Consider the following 17,765-nt stretch of genomic DNA (forward strand, 5'->3'; position numbering starts at 1 on the left):
GACAGCCTATTTAATTTTATAACGCATCCCCACATAAACCATTCGGCCGATAACTGGTCCCCAAACCATTGAGGCATCGAAATTTTTCCGGAAAGGGTCATTTGCCGCAATAATCGGATTGCTTTGTGTAAAGTTATTTAGGTTTTCTCCACCCACATACATTTCCCATTTCAAGAAAGCCTTCGTAACCTGTGCATTAATATTTGAAAAAGCAGGAGCGAAAACCTCTGGAGAAGTAGCAGAATGTACGTGCCCTTCAGTACTATTTGGAATACGACGTTTGCCATTCCATTGCCAAGTGAAATCAAACTTCCATTTGTTATAAGGCAAGGCATAAGCAATGTTGAATAATACTCTTTCACGGTTGACAAACTGTTTCGGCAACAAAGTAAGCTCGCCCGTTGGGGTTAAAACATCATTTTGAACATCAAATAAACGATAAGCCAATTTAGTTTCTATGCGTTTGCTTGGAGCATAATTTACTTCTGCCTGAAAACTATTCGAGAACGAGCGACCTTTTAAATTATAGAAACGGACTAAATCAGCATTTTCCATATCTACGATTAATTGGTTCTGGAAGTTGGTTCTATACACATCTAAAATGATAGTTCCTTTTTTGCCAAAGAGATAAAAATCGTTACTTAAACTCGCTCCGAAATTCCAAGATTCTTCTGGACGAATAACTTCTGGCACAGAAAGTTGTCTGGAATTGACTAACATGCCGAAGTTTTCAGCAATGGCATTGGGCATTCTCCAACCTTTTCCTGCACTTAAACGAAGATGTGTTTCTGATGTAATATCATATTTCAAATGCGCACGAGGCGTAAATCTTGTTCCGTAAAGATTATGAAAATCTACTCTTCCACCCAACACAAGCGTTAATTTATCAGGAATGGTTTCAGTATATTCTACAAAAGCACCTGGTACAGATTCGGTTCTTTTGAAAGTAGAATCAAGATACTTTTCGTTATAATCGTCTAACAAATAACTTAAACCAGCTTTGTATTGATGATTGGTATTTCCAAAAATGTTTTGATAGATTAAGTTAGCATACAAACCTTTCTGAGTACCCGAATAGTTTTTAAAACCAAAATAAGAAACATTATCATGATAAACGCCATTGACGATAAAGCCCAAACCTTGATAAGGCTTTGTTTCATAAAGTTTGGCGGTTTTGCTAAAGAATTCATAACGTTTGGTAGTACTTCCGAAACCATAAGCTTTGGCAGTATTGCGGTCGGTATCAGGATTAAAATTTACTTGTCCGCCCAAACGGTCTTCATAAAGTGCTTTAATTCCAAAAGAAGCCATCATTTTATCACTTTGATACTTCCAACGATTGATAGCATTGTATTGAGTATAAAGTGGTAAATCTAAAAAACCATCTTTGTTTTGGTCTAACTTAGTTTGTAAAGTACTGGCGTGCGTCAATAAACCAACAGACCATTTTTCATTGATTTTATTGGCTAAATTCAAATTGATTTCTCCCCTACCCTGACTATTCATGTAAGTATTCAAATACAATTTTTCGGCTACATCGGGTTTAGCTAATTCAACATTTAAAGCACCCGTCATAGACTCGTAGCCACTTACTACCGAACCCGCACCTTTGCCAACATCAATCGAAGAAATCCAAGTACCGGGAATATAATTCAACCCAAAAGTGCTGTTTAATCCACGGATGGCGGGAATATTTTCAACATTTGTCTGGATATAATTGCCCGATAAACCTAATAATTGGATTTGCTTTGCTCCCGTCACAGCATCTGCATAACTCACAGAAACAGAAGCGTTGGTTTCAAAACTTTCGGATAAATTACAGCAAGCCGCTTTGGCGAGAGCCTTTGAAGTAATGATTTCGGTATGAATAGGATTCATTCTATCCATAGAAGTAGCTTCGGCTTTTACAACAACTTCCGATAAAGCCGCATTTTCTGGATTGAGATAAATCTCTAAAAATGCTAAGGAATGAACCATCAAAGTATCAGTTTTATATCCTACTGAACTAACGATTAGTTGATGGTTTTGTGGAGCTTTTGATAAGGAGAATTCTCCTTTTTCGTCGGAAGAGGTTCCTCTTTGTGCATTCTGCCAACGGAGTGTTGCACCGATAATGGCTTCTTTTTTTCCGTCAGATTTTTTTTCTAAAACGATTCCACGAACAATTTCTCCACTTTGAGAAAAAGTCTGAAAGCTAAACACTATATTACTGATTATAAGGATAATAAATCCAGAGAGTCTTTTTAAAACAACAGTAGAATCCATGATTTTTTGATGTTAAAATTTTTAAACGAAGAGGCTTTTGCTTATTTATCAACAATAAGATAACGCAATTACCTGAAAGATAACGTTTGAGATTCTAACAAAAAATCAGATTAAGAAAGACTGGATGAAAATAAGGCGTTCTCGCCCAAACAAAGGCGGAGCAGTATTGTAGTAATGAGGAATTTTAAAAGAAACCGATTGAGCAACCCAAGCAAAAGCAGGGAAAACAGGTGTTTCTACCAACCAATCGAAAGCAGGGAAATGAAAATCTACTTTTACTCCTTGCGAAGCATTCGGAGTAATTTTATAATGCGTAACAGCATCAGAACAACATTTCGCTCTTTTGATGGTAGTCTTAGATGAACTATTAGTCATCTTAGCTTTACTGGCGCAACAAGAACGTTTGGGTTGCGTATAAGTAACTTTACTTTTACCACTAATTTTACAAAGATGCTCATACATAGCAAATCCAACGCTTGCGAAAAGCACTTGGAAGGCCATCAAAAGGCAAAATATGCGTATGAGTATTTTTTTCATTTTTGGCTATAAGAATAAAGCTTTCAGTCTTCGGCAATCAGCTTTCGGATAATATATATAAAGAAAACTGCTTTGTATCTAATGCTAAATCTTATTGTTAAACTAAAGCTGATAGCCGACGACCGAAAGCCGAATGCTAAAACCTTCCACAAAGATACACATTTACAACATTACAAGTATTTATATTTGTTTCTGATAATGTTGCATAATTTTCTGATTTGTACTGCTGGAATATTTTCATCCTTCAAAACGAAGTATTCACCCATAAAAAAGACAATTGGTGTATAATTATAGCCAATATTCAGAAAATCAATCCACCTTTGATTCACAATGAAACACAAATTCAATATCGAACTGATTTTCTGGCTAGGTGCATTAATCTGGTTGTTTTTTGATAATCCAATGGAACATCATTTTACGCTTTGTCCGATAAAGAATTTAGGATTTTCATTTTGTCCGGGTTGCGGAATTGGGCATTCGATTTCGTTTTTATTACACGGAAATTTAGAGCAATCATTTGAAAGTCATCCACTTGGAATTTTCGCTTTGATTGTCATTATTCACAGAATTATTACTTTAATAAAAACATACTTACCAACATTTAAACATACAAAACTATGAATCCGAACCTAATGATGATGCTTTCTAACCTTGAAGCTGAGGAAGCCATGTTTATCCAAAATTTAATCAAAGATTATTCAGAAGACCAACAAAAAACCTTCGTGATGATGTATCAAAACAAACGCCGTGACAGCACACTTATTTTAGTAACAACTGTGGTTGGCTTCTTTGGTTTTGCTGGTATTCAAAGATTCTTGACAGACCAAATCGGAATGGGAATACTTTATTTCTTTACGGGCGGTTTATGCTTTATCGGTACAATTGTCGATTTAGTAAATTATAAAAGCTTGGCTTTTGAATACAATCAAAAAGCCGCTTACGAGACTTTACATTTAATGAAAACTTGGAATCCATAATTTGTGGTCCAATTTCCATAAAAGGCTTTCTATCAGGTATTAAAAACATTAATATCTTGTTAGAAAGCCTTTTTTTATTATCCTTTTCATGAATCAACAGAGGTTATCAGGATTGTTTTTTCAAAAAAATATCCTAAATTTCATAGAATTTGAGTATTAATTCTTTCAGCTATACTCTTTAGGTTCAAATCAGCAATAATATAAACTATGGAAAAAACTTTTTCACGCCGAGCGGCTCTACAGGGAGTCGGTGCGGTAACTGCAACCATGCTTACTTCTTCGCTCAGCAATCGCATTGAAGCGGCAGACACACAGATAGGTGCCGCATTAAAAGGTCGAGTAAATCACTCTGCCTGCCGTTGGTGTTATTCATCTATTCCTTTTGAAGATTTATGTAAATCTGCGAAAGAAATCGGAATGCAAAGTCTTGAATTGACTGGACCTTCGGAATGGGAAATCTTAAAAAAATATGATTTGACATCTGCTATGGGTTGGCCAGAGGCTAACAACTGGGGAAATGGCATGGGTTTAACAAGCTGTTTCAACAATGTCAAAAATCATGATGCTTTAGTGGCTTTGTATGAAGATTTAATTCCGAAAGCGGCTAAAGCTGGTATTAAAAACCTAATTACTTTTTCTGGAAACAGAAATGGTTTAAGTGATGAAGATGGATTGATTAATTGTAAAAAAGGTTTGCAAAGAATCATGAAAACAGCCGAAAAACATGATGTAACCATCACGATGGAGCTGTTGAACTCTAAAGTAAATCACAAAGATTATCAATGTGACCATACCGATTGGGGCGCTGCTTTATGCGAAATGGTTGGTTCTGATAAATTCAAATTGCTTTATGATATTTATCACATGCAAATCATGGAAGGGGACGTAATTGCAACGATTAAAAAATATCATCAATACATTTCTCATTACCACACTGGTGGCGTTCCGGGCAGAAATGAAATTGACGATAGCCAAGAATTATATTACCCTGCTATCATGAAAGCAATTGTTGATACTGGTTATAAAGGTTTCGTTGGACAAGAGTTTATTCCAGCAAAAGCTGATAAAATTGCTTCATTAAAACAAGGTGTTTTAATTTGCGATATATAAAATAAAAAGCCTTTTAATTCAAATCAAGAATTAAAAGGCTTTTTTATTTCAAGTTGCTATATTTAGTTCATCACTAATACTTTCTTCACTTTTTCAAAACTATCTGTTCTGAGTTTGATATAATAAACATTGCCGATTGAACCCGTCAGCTTTATCGTTTTGGGCGTATCGAATTTCCCAATTTTAAATTCTTCAATGATTTTTCCTTCCATAGTATATACTATTAATTCGGCACCTACTAAGTCTTCCACCACTTGAATCGTAATATCGCCAGAAGCACTTGGATTAGGATAAACATTTACACCTTCAAAACTTAGATCTTGCGTATATTTATACACATTTGATGGTTTCGAATAGCACATCAATTTTCCACCCGGCAAGGCTACTTGATTGTACACGACACTTGCCTGTACTTGATAATCACCATCTTTCTTTACTTTAATAGTTTTTGTGATAAAGCTCTTTTGGACTTCGTTATTGTACTTCCAAATATAGCCTTCTTCATCACCAGAGCTTTGTGCTTCTAAATAGAAAGCTCCAGCTTGTGAAATAACTGGCATCGTTGGAAGCGCACGTACATCAACCGTGATGCTATTAGAAGGAGCTGAAAAACATGAATTCCTATCCTCTACTCTGGCAAAATAATTCCCTGATTTATTGATAGCAATCGCATTGTTCGAACCCGTTCCAAGAGAATCGTTAGTACTTTTAAACCAATAAGCTTTATTTGAATTTACCGTAGATAAAGTAACACTTTCGCCATCGCAAAATACAGTACTTGAAACATTAGCAATCTGTGGAGCGGCAGGCAATGGATAAATATTTAAAATAATTGGTTGAGATGGATTAGAAAGACATGCAAATGCACTTACCGCCTGAACCGTTACATTTCCAGCCGTATTTACCGTAATTGTACTGCTAGTACTTGAAGAAATACTCCATTTATAACTATTCGCTTGCACACCGATGGCTGTTAAAACAACATTTTTATCCGCACAAAAAGGGTTTGAACCCTTGATAGTAATAGACGGTGCTGAAGGTAATGGATTAACAGTTGTTTTTATCGTATCAGAGCTTGCGACAGATTTACAACCATTTGTATCAATCACTGTTACTCCAATTGAATTTGCTTTTTTCCAAATAAAAGTTCTTCCATTGATATTACTTTGTAATTGCCCATCAACTGTCCATTGATAGATATTTTTGCTACCATTTGTGGTTGTACTTGGTAAACTTGCTTGCAATAAAGTGCTATCGCCATCACAGAAAATCTTAGGGCGAACAATTGTTAAAGTAGGTTTATTCGGCAATGGATTCACTGTTACTTTCAATACTTTTGAATAGGCTGAAAAGCAACCAAAGGTATCTCTTACTTTAACAGAATATCTTCCAGAAGTATCAGTTGTGATGGCTGAAGTCGTGGCGATTTCTTTCTGATTATCTTCATTTCTCCAACTATATCGGTCAACATTTCCGTTGGCAATCAACGCTCTTAAAGTAACATTTCCTCCTTTGCAAAAAGTAGCAATTGGCGATGCCAAAATACTAGCAGGTTGAGGTGCCTCACGTACATTTATTTTAACACTTTTCGATATTTTAGAAACACATTTTTTAGCACTGATAGCCTGAACAGCATACTCTCCCGGCTCTGCAATAACAACAGATTGTGTTTTATTGAACACTGTGCTATTAAGAGTATTCGTCCAAATATATTCACTTCCGATTACCGAAGACGACAAAGTAACGGTAGAATCTGGACAGAAAATTAATGGACCATTCGCTAAAACAGTTGGAGTATTCGGCAAAGGATTTACCACCACAGTTAATGGATTTGAAGCATCTTTTGATTTACAACCTTTATCTGAAACAGCTACTACAGAAACGATAGAGGAAACTTTTACATCAATTTGAGCACTTGTTTGTCCATTACTCCAAATATAGCCTGATGAAACCGATGACTTCAACGTAGTGAAATCTTCATCACAAAATTCAAGAGGACGACTAGCAGTAATCGTTGGCTTCGCAGGCAAAGGATTTACCGTCAACACCGTTATTAATGATGCCGCAGAAGTACAAGTATTTCCATCAGTATAAGTTAAACTGTAGTTTCCAGCAGTATTTACCGTGATACTTTTTGTTTTCTTTCCATTATTCCATGAATATATCCCATTCCCTTTATTGTTTGCATTCAATACTGTACTGTCAAGATTACAAATACTAACTGCAGTTCCTTCTAATATAACTGGTGGGCTTGGATTTGCATTTACTGTAACAATCTGAGGTTCAGACGAAACCGAAAAACAACTATAGATATTTTTTGCTTTGACTGTGTAGGTATCGCTTGCCGTGACTGTAATGCCATTTACCCCAGAAGTTTGTATATCTGTTCCATTTATTCTACTCCAAACATTGCCATTACTAGTATAGGAAGAAGTTAAAACAACACTTCCACCTTCACAAAAAGTAGTCACGCCTCCAGCAGTGATAGTAGGTTTTGCAGGATTGACTGAAAGTACTAAAGCTTGTACTGCTGAAGTATCAGATACACAGCCAACTACGTTTTTTAACGTAACTGTAAAATTAAAAGTACCGTCTGTACTCACATCGGTTCTTGCAACAGTTAAGGTATTGACTTTTGATGAAAGAATAGTTGCCCCACGTTTCCAAATATATGAACTTCCACCACTGGTAGCCGTTAAGGTTTTAGTTTCTGAACCACAAATCAAGGTTGAACTTGGAGTAGTAATGACTGGTGTAGCTGGTTTTGGGGAAACTTTTAAACTGGCAGCTACCGAAGTATCTGATAAACAACCAACTGAGTTCTGTAATATTACTCTGTACAAATAAGTCCCTGCTTTTAACACATCATTACCCGTAACGATTAAAGCATTTATTTTTGAAGACAAAGTAGTAGTATCTCGTTTCCAAATATATGAAGTCCCACCAGTTGTTGCTGTAAGTGTTTTAGTACTTATTCCACAAATCGCATTGGTATCAACTGGAGCAATAACAGGTTTAACAGGTTTCGGTGAAACCTTTAAACTAAGTATAACTGAAGTATCAGAAACACAGCCAACTGCATTTTTCAAAACAACTTTATAACTATAAGTACCAGCCGTTAAAACATCCGTTCCTTTAACTGATAATGTATTAATTGTTGAAGCTAATGTTGTGGTATCTCGTTTCCAAACGTAAGAAGTACCACCACTTGTAGCGGTTAAAGTTTTTACTTCTGTTCCGCAAACTAAGTTTGGACTTACAGATGAAATTACTGGAGTAGCAGGCTTCGGAGAAACTTTTAAACTAATCGCTACCGAAGTATCTGAGAAACAGCCCACAGTATTTTTTAGAACAACTTTATAATTATAAGTACCTGCTACTAAAACGTCTGTTCCTTTAACTGATAAAGTATTGATTACAGCACTTAGTGTGGTAGTGTCACGTTTCCAAATATAAGAAGCACCACCACTCGTAGCGGTTAAAGTTGTTGTGTTAATTCCACAAATTAAATTAGGGTTTACTGGCGAAATAATTGGCGTTACTGGCTTCGGAGAATATGTTAGATTGATGACCGCAGAAGTGTCAGAGGCACAACCAACTGCATTGATAAGGACTACTTTATACTTATAAACTCCTGCCGTAACAAGGCTTGCTCCACTAATCGCTAAACTATTGGTCGTTGAACCCAGCACCGTTGCATCTCTTTTCCATGTATATGAACTTCCACCACTGGTAGCAGTTAACGTTTTGCTTTCTGTTCCACAAATCAAGCTAGAACTTACAGGCGAAATTACGGGTGTAGCTGGTTTGGGCGAAACTTTTAAACTAACAGCTACAGAAGTATCAGATGCACAACCAACAGAGTTTTGATAAACTACTTTATAGTTGTAAGTTCCAGCCGTAGAAACATCATTCCCTGATACTGCTAAAGTATTAATCGTTGAACCAAGAGTAGTTCCATCACGCTTCCAAACATAAGAAGTTCCACCTGACGTTGCTGTTAATGTTTTTGTATCAGTTCCACAAATTAGATTTGGACTCAAAGCTGAAATTACTGGTGTTGTGGGCTTCGGAGAAACCTTTAAACTAACAGCCACAGAAGTATCAGATGCACAACCAACTGAGTTTTGAAGAGCTACTTTATAAGTATAAGTTCCTGCAAGCGAAACATCATTCCCAGTAACAGACAAAGTATTTGTGGTTGAACCCAATACTGTTGCATCTCGTTTCCAAACATAAGAAGTTCCGCCTGTCGTTGCTGTTAATGTTTTTGTATCAGTTCCGCAAATTAGATTTGGACTCAAAGCTGAAATTACTGGTGTTGTGGGCTTCGGAGAAACCTTTAAACTAACAGCTGTACTTGTTGATGTACAACTTGTTGTACTATTAGTTGTTGAAACTGTGTAAGAATAAGTACCCGCTGTTGTCACAGAAGTTCCGGCAACTGACAAAGTTGCTGTGGTGATGCTTAAAGCTGTTCCGTCTCTTTTCCAATCATAATTAGTTGCTCCACTGGCTACAATATTCCTAGTACTTGTGCCACAAACTGCCGTTACAACATCGCTCGGTGGAGTAACCGTTGGAGCAGTAGGAACAATCTGCGTAACCGTAAAAGCACTTACTGAAGTATAAGAACCAAGCGCAGTTTGTTTCACTTTTGCCGTGTAAGTTCCGGGTGTGGCAAGATAGGTTTGTGTTGAAGCAACTAAAACATTACTGGCATTATACCATTCATAAACAACATAGCCACTTGGTAAAGTGAGCTTAGAAGTTCCTGTACCAGTACAAGTATAAACACCAGCAGCAGTAATTGTTGGAGTTTGTGCAGACGATACCTTTAATGATAGGATCAACCAAATCATTAAAAGATATGAACAGCTTGTTTTCATAGTTATTGAGTTGATTGCTTTTGTTACAAACGGATGCTGTAATCAAATGGAGTTGATGGGTACTATAATAATCTACATTTCATTCATATTATCTGAAATGTAGATTATAAAATATTTTTACTCAGAATCACTTTCGAGTTGTTCAACATCTTCAGTAGCTTTTTCTACTGGTGGTTGAGCATTCTGTAAAGTTGTCCACAATAAATCTTTCAATTCTACCAAACCTTGTTGCATCACTGAAGAAATCAAGATATAAGGTAAATTCTCTGGAATTTGCTTGATGATTCTTTCTCTGTGTTCGTCAGATTCAACTAAGTCCATTTTAGAGACTGCTAAAATTCTTTCTTTATCCAACAAAGCAGGGTTATATTGCTTTAATTCATTGAGAAGAATCAAATACTCTTCTTCGATGTTTTCTACCGAAGCAGGTACTAAAAACAACAAAATAGAATTTCGTTCGATATGTCTTAAGAATCTAGTTCCTAAGCCTTTACCTTCAGCAGCACCTTCGATAATCCCCGGAATATCAGCCATGATAAATGACTTGAAATTTCTATAAGCTACCACACCTAAATTTGGTGTTAATGTTGTAAAAGGATAATCTGCAATTTCTGGAGTAGCTGCCGACATTACTGAAAGTAGAGTTGACTTTCCTGCATTCGGGAAACCTACCAAACCTACGTCAGCTAATACTTTAAGTTCTAAAACTACCCACATGTCTTCGCCTATTTCACCAGGCTGTGCATAGTGTGGAGCTTGATTTGTTGATGATTTAAAATTGGTATTTCCTAAACCGCCTCTTCCACCTTTTAATAAAATTACCTCTTCGTCGTGTTTAGTAACTTCTGCTAATACTTCACCCGTTTCTGGGTCTTTTACAATCGTTCCTAATGGTACTTCGATAATTGCATCTTCTCCTTGAAGCCCTGAACGGCGTCCGCCTTCGCCACCTTTTCCGTCTTTAGCAAAAATATGTTTTTGGTATTTTAGGTGGAGTAAAGTCCAGTGTTGTGAGTTTCCTCTCAGAACAACGTGTCCTCCACGACCGCCATCACCACCATCTGGACCACCTTTAGGTACGTGTTTTTCACGACGGAAATGGCTAGAGCCGCTTCCTCCGTGGCCCGAACGGACGTTAATTTTTACGTAGTCAATGAAGTTGGATGCCATGATATTTTGGATATTATTGATTGATTTAAAAATGGGTTACTTCTAGCAATATAAAATCACTACAAATAACCCACAGATAAATTATTTTACTGCATCAATTGCAGTACAGATATTAGTAAAAATTTCTTCGATATTACCGATTCCATTTACTTTTGATACTTTGCCTTGGGCATCGTAATATGGTAAAACATGAACAGTTTTAGAGAAGTATTCGTCGATACGCTTCAACAATTTATCAGCATCGTCATCAGCACGACCTGATACTTTTTGTCTTTCAGCAATTCTATTTTTGATTTCGTCTTCGTTAACATCTAACTGAACTACACCATTAATTTTTTGTCCGTTTTTGGTCAAATAAGCATCTAATGCTTCTGCTTGTGTTACAGTACGTGGAAAGCCGTCAAAGATAAAGCCTTTTGCCTCAGGATTATTCTTTACTTCTTCTTCTAACATATCTATCGTCACCGAATCTGGTACTAAAAGCCCATCAGCTAAGATTTGTTTCACACGTTGCCCTAGTTCAGTATTATTAGAAATGTGCATGCGAAACATATCCCCTGTAGAAATATGTACTAACTGATACTTTTCAATTAATTTAGCTGACTGTGTTCCTTTACCTGCACCTGGAGGGCCGAATAAGACGAGATTTAACATTGGTTACACCGTTATTTTTAAAGTTCTTTATTATCGTTTTGTTATAAGACTACAAATTTACGAGAACCATAATGAAATATCAGCTAATTGTCTGATAATTTAGCAAATGAGGTATAGATGAATCAAAACTAGCGATGATAGACAAGGCAATATCCAGTAAACTTTACTAGTTTTATGCTTATTTTGTTAGAATAAATTTATAAACAGACTCCCAATAAATAATGCTCAATGTTGCGCTCATTGGTTTTGGTTTATCAGGTAGATACCTCCAAGCCCCATTTTTCTCGGTAAATCCTAATTTCAATCTTAAAACGATTGTTTCGAATAGTCAAAATCCAAAAGAATATTTTCCTGCTGTTGAAGTAATGAAAAGTTTGGAAGAAGTATTAGCCGACGATTCTATCGACTTGGTAAGTATTTGTTCGCCAAACGCTACACATTACGAATTTGCTAAAAAATGTTTGTTGGCTGATAAGCATGTGTTGGTCGAAAAACCTTTCACCGCTACTGCTGAAGAAGCAGAAGAGTTAATTCAACTATCGCAAGAAAGAGGTAAAATAATCTCTATTTACCAAAATCGCCGTTTTGATAGCGATTTTATGACAGTAAAAAAAGTAATTGAAGATGGTTTATTGGGTGATTTATTAAGCTATGAAGTGCATTTTGATCGCTATAAACCAATTTTGAATGCCAAGAAATGGAAAGAAACCAACAATGCTGCTAACGGTATTTTGTATGATTTAGGTTCACATATTATCGACCAAGCAATTGTGCTTTTTGGTACACCAGAAAAAGTTTGGGGCGAAACCTGTACGGAAAGAATAGGTTCTGAAATAGACGATTCATTTGATATTAGACTCAATTATGGAAAGCTAAAAGTTACTTTAAAATCAAGTTTATTAGTGCGTGAAGAAGGTCCACGATATATTTTGTACGGAACAAAAGGTTCATTTGTAAAGTATGGAATAGATGTACAAGAAGACCATTTAAAAGCGGGCATCATGCCAAATATGGATACTTTCGGCATTGAACCAGAAAGTAATTCGGGCATTATTAATACAGACATCAACGGTTTGCATTTCAGAGGAACGATAGAAACCCTAAAAGGCGATTGGGGAATACTTTTCCAAAATCTTTATGAAGCCATTACTGGGAAAGCTGAACTTTTGGTAAAACCAGAAGAAGTTTTGGAGCAAATTAAGATTATGGAGCAAATTAAGAGATATTAAGCGAACAGCTTTCGGTCTTCGGTCTTCGGTCTTCGGTCTTCGGTCTTCGGTCTTCGGTGGTCAGTCAAAATTTACATTAGAGTTCACTTAAAGTGGTCTTATAGAGCACTTCGAGTGCATTAGAGTTCACTCAAAGTGGTCTTATAGAGCACTCCGAGTGCATTAGAGTTCATTTGAAGTGGTCTTGTAGAGCACTCTGAGTGCATTAGAGTTCACTCGAAGTGGTCTTATAGAGCATTCTGAGTGCATTAGAGTTCACTCGAAGCGGTATTATAGAGCACTCTGAGTGCATTAGAGTTCACTCGAAGCGGTATTATAGAGCACTCAGAGTGCATTAGAGTTCACTCGAAGCGGTATTATAGAGCACTCAGAGTGCATTAGAGTTCACTTGAAGTGGTCTTGTAGAGCACTCTGAGTGCATTAGAGTTTACTTGAAGTGGTTTTGTTCAATGAAGAACAAATCTTAAAGTAAAAAATCTTGTGTCTTGCTTTCTATATCTTTCAGTCTAAAAATCCTAAAGTCTTCAAATCAAAAAAAATGCCCTCTGAAATGAATCAAAGGGCATTTTTTATATTGCTACAAAATTAGATTACACAATCCAACGAGCTTTACGATAACCTCCAACCTTTTCTTGGGCTTTGGCTTCTTTAGCTGTTTCAACTTGTTGTAATTCTTCTTTAGAAGTAATCACGTAGTCTGCATATTTACGAACACCCGTACCTGCTGGGATTAAGTGACCAACAATTACGTTTTCTTTCAAGCCATCTAATGTATCAGCTTTTGCACGGATAGATGCTTCAGATAATACTTTCGTTGTTTCTTGGAAAGAAGCCGCAGAAATGAATGAGTCAGTTCCTAAAGATGCTTGAGTGATACCTTGTAAGTTTGGTTGAGAAACCGCTGGTGAAGCATCACGTACTGTAACAATCTTCATATCACGACGTTTCAATGAAGAGTTTTCGTCACGCAAAGCACGAGCAGAAACAATCATACCTACTTTCATTTTATCAGAATCACCTGCATCCATAACTACTTTCTTATCCATGATTTTATCGTTTTCCTCACGGAATAAGAATCTATCAACATTTTGTCCATTCAAGAACATTGTATCTCCAGATTCAACGATGATTACTTTCTGCATCATCTGACGAACGATAGCCTCGATGTGCTTATCGTTAATCTTCACACCTTGCAGACGGTAAACGTCTTGGATTTCATTTACTAAGTACTCTTGTACAGCAGTTGGTCCTTTAATAGCCAAAATATCTGAAGGCGTAATAGCACCATCTGAAAGCGGTACACCAGCACGCACAAAGTCATTATTTTGAACAAGGATGTGTTTAGACAATGGCACCAAGTATTTACGTTCGCCACCATCTTTAGCACGTACATAAATTTCACGGTTACCACGTTTGATACCTCCTAAAGTAATAACACCGTCAATCTCAGAAACTACTGCTGGGTTAGATGGGTTACGTGCTTCAAATAATTCCGTTACACGTGGAAGACCACCCGTAATATCACGAGTTTTACCAGCAGCACGAGGAATTTTCGCCAAGATTTGTCCTGGTTTAATTTTCGTTTTGTTTTCTACTGATAAACGTGCCGCTACTGGTACGTTGTAAGCTACTGGTTCATCAGCACCTTTCACAACAACCAAGATTGCAGGGTTTTTAGTTTTATCTTTAGATTCGATAATTACTTTCTCACGTAAACCTGTTTGCTCATCGGCTTCTTCCTTGTAAGTAACATTTTCTTCGATAGCATCGAATTGAATAGTACCTTCAACTTCCGATAAGATTACAGCGTTATATGGATCCCAAGCACAAATTTCTTCACCTTTAGTAATCGTCTGTCCGTCTTTAACTCTCAAATAAGAACCGTAAGGAACGTTATTAGCGATAAATACTTGTTGAGGATTGTTAGCATTCAAAATTTGAACCTCACCTGAACGACCCATTACAATTTCAACTGGTTTTCCTTCTGGGTCAACCGAAGAAACTGTACGCATCTCTTCAAATTTAATGATACCGTCGAATTTCGCTTTGATAGCTGCATCCAACGTTACGTTTTGAGCAGTACCCCCAACGTGGAATGTACGAAGTGTAAGCTGCGTACCTGGTTCACCGATTGACTGCGATGCAATTACACCTACAGCTTCACCGATACTTACCATTCTACCTGTTGAAAGGTTACGTCCATAACATTTAGCACAAACTCCATAACGAGTTTCGCAAGTTAATACCGAACGAATTTCAATTGAATCAATCGCAGTATCATCTACAGAAAGAGCTGCCTCTTCGCTGATTTCTTCACCTGCTGTGATTAATAATTTACCAGTAACAGGATCATACACATCATGGATAGATACACGACCCAAGATACGTTCTGATAATGGTTCAATGATTTCTTCGTTATCTTTCAATGCTGAAGTTTGGATACCTCTTAAAGTACCGCAATCTTCTTCATTTACGATTACATCTTGAGCAACGTCATGCAAACGACGAGTTAAGTAACCCGCATCGGCGGTTTTCAAGGCTGTATCGGCAAGACCTTTACGAGCACCGTGAGTAGAGATAAAGTACTCTAATACGTCAAGACCTTCTTTAAAGTTAGAAAGGATTGGGTTTTCGATGATTTCACCAACCGAACCTTGTAAGTTCTTCTGAGGTTTCGCCATCAAACCACGCATACCACCTAACTGACGAATCTGTTCACGAGAACCACGAGCTCCAGAGTGCATCATCATATAGATGGCATTGAAACCTTGTTTATCGTTTTCCATTTGATTCATCAAGGTATCAGTGATTTTCTTGTTCACTGATGTCCAAATATCAATTACAGCATTATAACGTTCATTATCTGTAATTAAACCCATCAAATAGTTATCTGTTACTTCAGATACTCTATCTTTTGCTTGCGCAACTAAAGCAGCTTTTTCTTCAGGAACGATGATGTCACCGATACCCATTGAAAGACCACCTTTGAATGCCATTTGGTATCCTAGGTCTTTAATATCATCTAAGAATTTCGCAGTACGAGCAACTCCAGAGATTTTAAATACTGTAGCAATGATTTGTTGTAATTTCTTCTTAGTCAACAATTCATTGATATATCCTACTTCTTCAGGAACGCAAAGGTTGAACAATACACGGCCAGCAACAGTTTTCACCATTTCGTCAACCAAAGTACCATCTTCTTTACGCACTTTCGCTTTTACTTCAATATTAGCGTGTTTAGAAACAACTCCTTCGTTCATCCCGATTACAACTTCTTCGAAACCGTAGAACTTCATGCCTTCACCTTTCACTTCATATTCTGGTGTATGTCTACGTCCTTTTGTTACGTAGTATAAACCAAGAACCATATCTTGTGAAGGTACAGTAATAGGCGCTCCGTTGGCTGGGTTCAAGATATTGTGCGAACCTAACATTAAAAGAGATGCTTCCAAAATTGCTTCTTGTCCAAGTGGTACGTGTACCGCCATCTGGTCACCATCAAAATCGGCGTTAAATGCCGTACAAGTTAATGGGTGCAATTGGATTGCTTTTCCTTCAATCAATTTAGGTTGGAATGCCTGAATACCCAAACGGTGAAGCGTAGGGGCACGGTTTAGAAGAACAGGATGTCCTTTCATTACGTTTTCCAAAATATCCCAAACTACAGGGTCTTTTCTATCAACAATTTTCTTGGCAGATTTTACCGTTTTCACGATACCTCTTTCAATCAATTTTCTGATAACAAATGGTTTGAAAAGCTCGGCAGCCATATCTTTTGGCAACCCACATTCGTGCATTTTCAATTCTGGACCAACCACAATTACCGAACGACCAGAGTAATCGACACGTTTACCTAGTAAGTTCTGACGGAAACGTCCTTGCTTACCTTTCAACATATCTGAAAGTGATTTCAAAGCACGGTTACCTTCTGAACGAACAGCATTGATTTTACGTGAGTTATCGAATAATGAATCGACAGCCTCTTGTAACATACGCTTTTCGTTACGCAAGATTACTTCTGGCGCTTTGATTTCGATCAAACGCTTCAAACGGTTGTTACGGATAATTACACGACGGTAAAGGTCATTTAAATCCGAAGTCGCAAAACGACCACCATCTAAAGGTACAAGCGGACGCAATTCTGGTGGAATTACTGGTACCATTTTGATAACCATCCATTCTGGCTTGTTCTCGATACGAGTACCCGCTTCACGGAAAGCTTCAACTACTTTCAAACGTTTCAAGGCTTCAGCCTTACGTTGTTGAGAAGTATCGTTTGCTGCCGAGTGACGTAAGTCATAAGATAAATTATCTAATTCAGTACGTTTCAACAACATATCCAACGCCTCAGCACCCATCTTAGCAATGAATTTCTGAGGATCTTCGTCTGGTAACAATTGGTTTTCACGAGGTAACTTGTCGATAATGTCCAAATATTCGTCTTCAGTTAAGAAGTCCATTTTGTTAACACCATCTTCAGCTTTTACCCCAGCTTGAACTACTACGTATCTTTCGTAATAAATTACTTGGTCAAGTTTTTTCGTAGAAAGACCTAACAAGTAACCAATTTTGTTTGGTAAGCTACGGAAGTACCAAATGTGAGCAACAGGCACAACTAATTCGATGTGTCCCATACGCTCACGACGTACTTTTTTCTCAGTAACTTCTACACCGCAACGGTCGCAGATGATACCTTTATAACGAATACGTTTATATTTCCCACAGTGACATTCCCAGTCTTTTGTAGGGCCGAAAATACGCTCACAGAACAAACCACCCATTTCTGGTTTGTAAGTTCTATAGTTGATTGTTTCCGGTTGAGTAACTTCTCCGTGTGATCCTTCAAGAATCGACTCAGGTGACGCCAATGAAATGGTTACCTTAGAGAACTCACTGTTTAATTTTCTATTCTTTTTGAATGACATATAAGAATG

The 17,765-nt window shown here is 37.2% G+C and carries 10 protein-coding genes; 4 read left to right on the plus strand and 6 right to left on the minus strand.

Annotated features, from left to right (window positions below; genetic code table 11):
* Positions 1–6 precede the first annotated feature (6 nt).
* Together VB798_RS05210 and VB798_RS05215 are read right to left on the minus strand one after the other, a co-directional pair.
* Positions 7–2,265 (minus strand): TonB-dependent receptor, encoded by a 2,259-nt coding sequence (locus VB798_RS05210; RefSeq protein ID WP_323256674.1) that lies wholly within the window; start codon positions 2,263–2,265, stop codon positions 7–9.
* 105 nt (positions 2,266–2,370) lie between these two features.
* The gene (locus VB798_RS05215; RefSeq protein ID WP_323256676.1) at positions 2,371–2,802 is read right to left on the minus strand and encodes an HYC_CC_PP family protein; all 432 of its coding nucleotides are present in this window, start codon (positions 2,800–2,802) and stop codon (positions 2,371–2,373) included.
* Positions 2,803–3,132: 330 nt separating this feature from the next.
* On the opposite strand from VB798_RS05215, the gene VB798_RS05220 reads away from it, so the two are divergent.
* The 3 genes from VB798_RS05220 to VB798_RS05230 all read left to right on the plus strand — a co-directional run bounded on the left by VB798_RS05220 (position 3,133) and on the right by VB798_RS05230 (position 4,889).
* Positions 3,133–3,423: a DUF2752 domain-containing protein gene (locus tag VB798_RS05220; RefSeq protein ID WP_323256678.1), complete on the plus strand. Its 291-nt coding sequence runs from the start codon at positions 3,133–3,135 to the stop codon at positions 3,421–3,423.
* The gene (locus tag VB798_RS05225) at positions 3,420–3,779 is read left to right on the plus strand and encodes a TM2 domain-containing protein (protein ID WP_323256680.1); all 360 of its coding nucleotides are present in this window, start codon (positions 3,420–3,422) and stop codon (positions 3,777–3,779) included. Before VB798_RS05220 ends, VB798_RS05225 begins: the two co-directional genes overlap by 4 nt.
* Before the next feature lie 207 nt (positions 3,780–3,986).
* Entirely contained in the window at positions 3,987–4,889 is a 903-nt protein-coding gene (locus VB798_RS05230; RefSeq protein WP_323256682.1) for a hydroxypyruvate isomerase family protein, read from the plus strand.
* Positions 4,890–4,951: 62 nt separating this feature from the next.
* Here the strand turns inward: VB798_RS05230 and VB798_RS05235 are convergent, their stop codons facing one another.
* The 3 genes from VB798_RS05235 to VB798_RS05245 all read right to left on the minus strand — a co-directional run bounded on the left by VB798_RS05235 (position 4,952) and on the right by VB798_RS05245 (position 11,602).
* Positions 4,952–9,778, minus strand: a complete 4,827-nt coding sequence (locus VB798_RS05235) for a T9SS type A sorting domain-containing protein (protein ID WP_323256684.1) — start codon at positions 9,776–9,778, stop codon at positions 4,952–4,954.
* Between the two features lie 117 nt (positions 9,779–9,895).
* Positions 9,896–10,951 (minus strand): GTPase ObgE, encoded by a 1,056-nt coding sequence (gene obgE, locus VB798_RS05240; protein ID WP_323256777.1) that lies wholly within the window; start codon positions 10,949–10,951, stop codon positions 9,896–9,898.
* Positions 10,952–11,029: 78 nt separating this feature from the next.
* Positions 11,030–11,602: an adenylate kinase gene (locus tag VB798_RS05245; RefSeq protein WP_323256686.1), complete on the minus strand. Its 573-nt coding sequence runs from the start codon at positions 11,600–11,602 to the stop codon at positions 11,030–11,032.
* Positions 11,603–11,823: 221 nt separating this feature from the next.
* On the opposite strand from VB798_RS05245, the gene VB798_RS05250 reads away from it, so the two are divergent.
* Entirely contained in the window at positions 11,824–12,831 is a 1,008-nt protein-coding gene (locus VB798_RS05250) for a Gfo/Idh/MocA family oxidoreductase (RefSeq protein ID WP_323256687.1), read from the plus strand.
* Between the two features lie 590 nt (positions 12,832–13,421).
* Here VB798_RS05250 and rpoC read toward each other — a convergent pair.
* A complete protein-coding gene (rpoC, locus tag VB798_RS05255) occupies positions 13,422–17,756 on the minus strand; it encodes a DNA-directed RNA polymerase subunit beta' (protein WP_323256688.1) in 4,335 nt (1,444 codons plus the stop codon).
* Positions 17,757–17,765: the final 9 nt, after the last annotated feature.

This window comes from Arcicella lustrica (genome assembly GCF_034930985.1).
GTDB lineage: Bacteria > Bacteroidota > Bacteroidia > Cytophagales > Spirosomataceae > Arcicella > Arcicella lustrica.

What these genes read in the sequence shown, in the direction of transcription:
- VB798_RS05210 (WP_323256674.1), bottom strand. Translation starts at nt 2,265, where the DNA reads ATGGATTCTACTGTTGTTTTAAAAAGACTCTCTGGATTTATTATCCTT.
- VB798_RS05215 (WP_323256676.1), bottom strand. Translation starts at nt 2,802, where the DNA reads ATGAAAAAAATACTCATACGCATATTTTGCCTTTTGATGGCCTTCCAA.
- VB798_RS05220 (WP_323256678.1), top strand. Translation starts at nt 3,133, where the DNA reads ATGAAACACAAATTCAATATCGAACTGATTTTCTGGCTAGGTGCATTA.
- VB798_RS05225 (WP_323256680.1), top strand. Translation starts at nt 3,420, where the DNA reads ATGAATCCGAACCTAATGATGATGCTTTCTAACCTTGAAGCTGAGGAA.
- VB798_RS05230 (WP_323256682.1), top strand. Translation starts at nt 3,987, where the DNA reads ATGGAAAAAACTTTTTCACGCCGAGCGGCTCTACAGGGAGTCGGTGCG.
- VB798_RS05235 (WP_323256684.1), bottom strand. Translation starts at nt 9,778, where the DNA reads ATGAAAACAAGCTGTTCATATCTTTTAATGATTTGGTTGATCCTATCA.
- VB798_RS05245 (WP_323256686.1), bottom strand. Translation starts at nt 11,602, where the DNA reads ATGTTAAATCTCGTCTTATTCGGCCCTCCAGGTGCAGGTAAAGGAACA.
- VB798_RS05250 (WP_323256687.1), top strand. Translation starts at nt 11,824, where the DNA reads ATGCTCAATGTTGCGCTCATTGGTTTTGGTTTATCAGGTAGATACCTC.
- rpoC (WP_323256688.1), bottom strand. Translation starts at nt 17,756, where the DNA reads ATGTCATTCAAAAAGAATAGAAAATTAAACAGTGAGTTCTCTAAGGTA.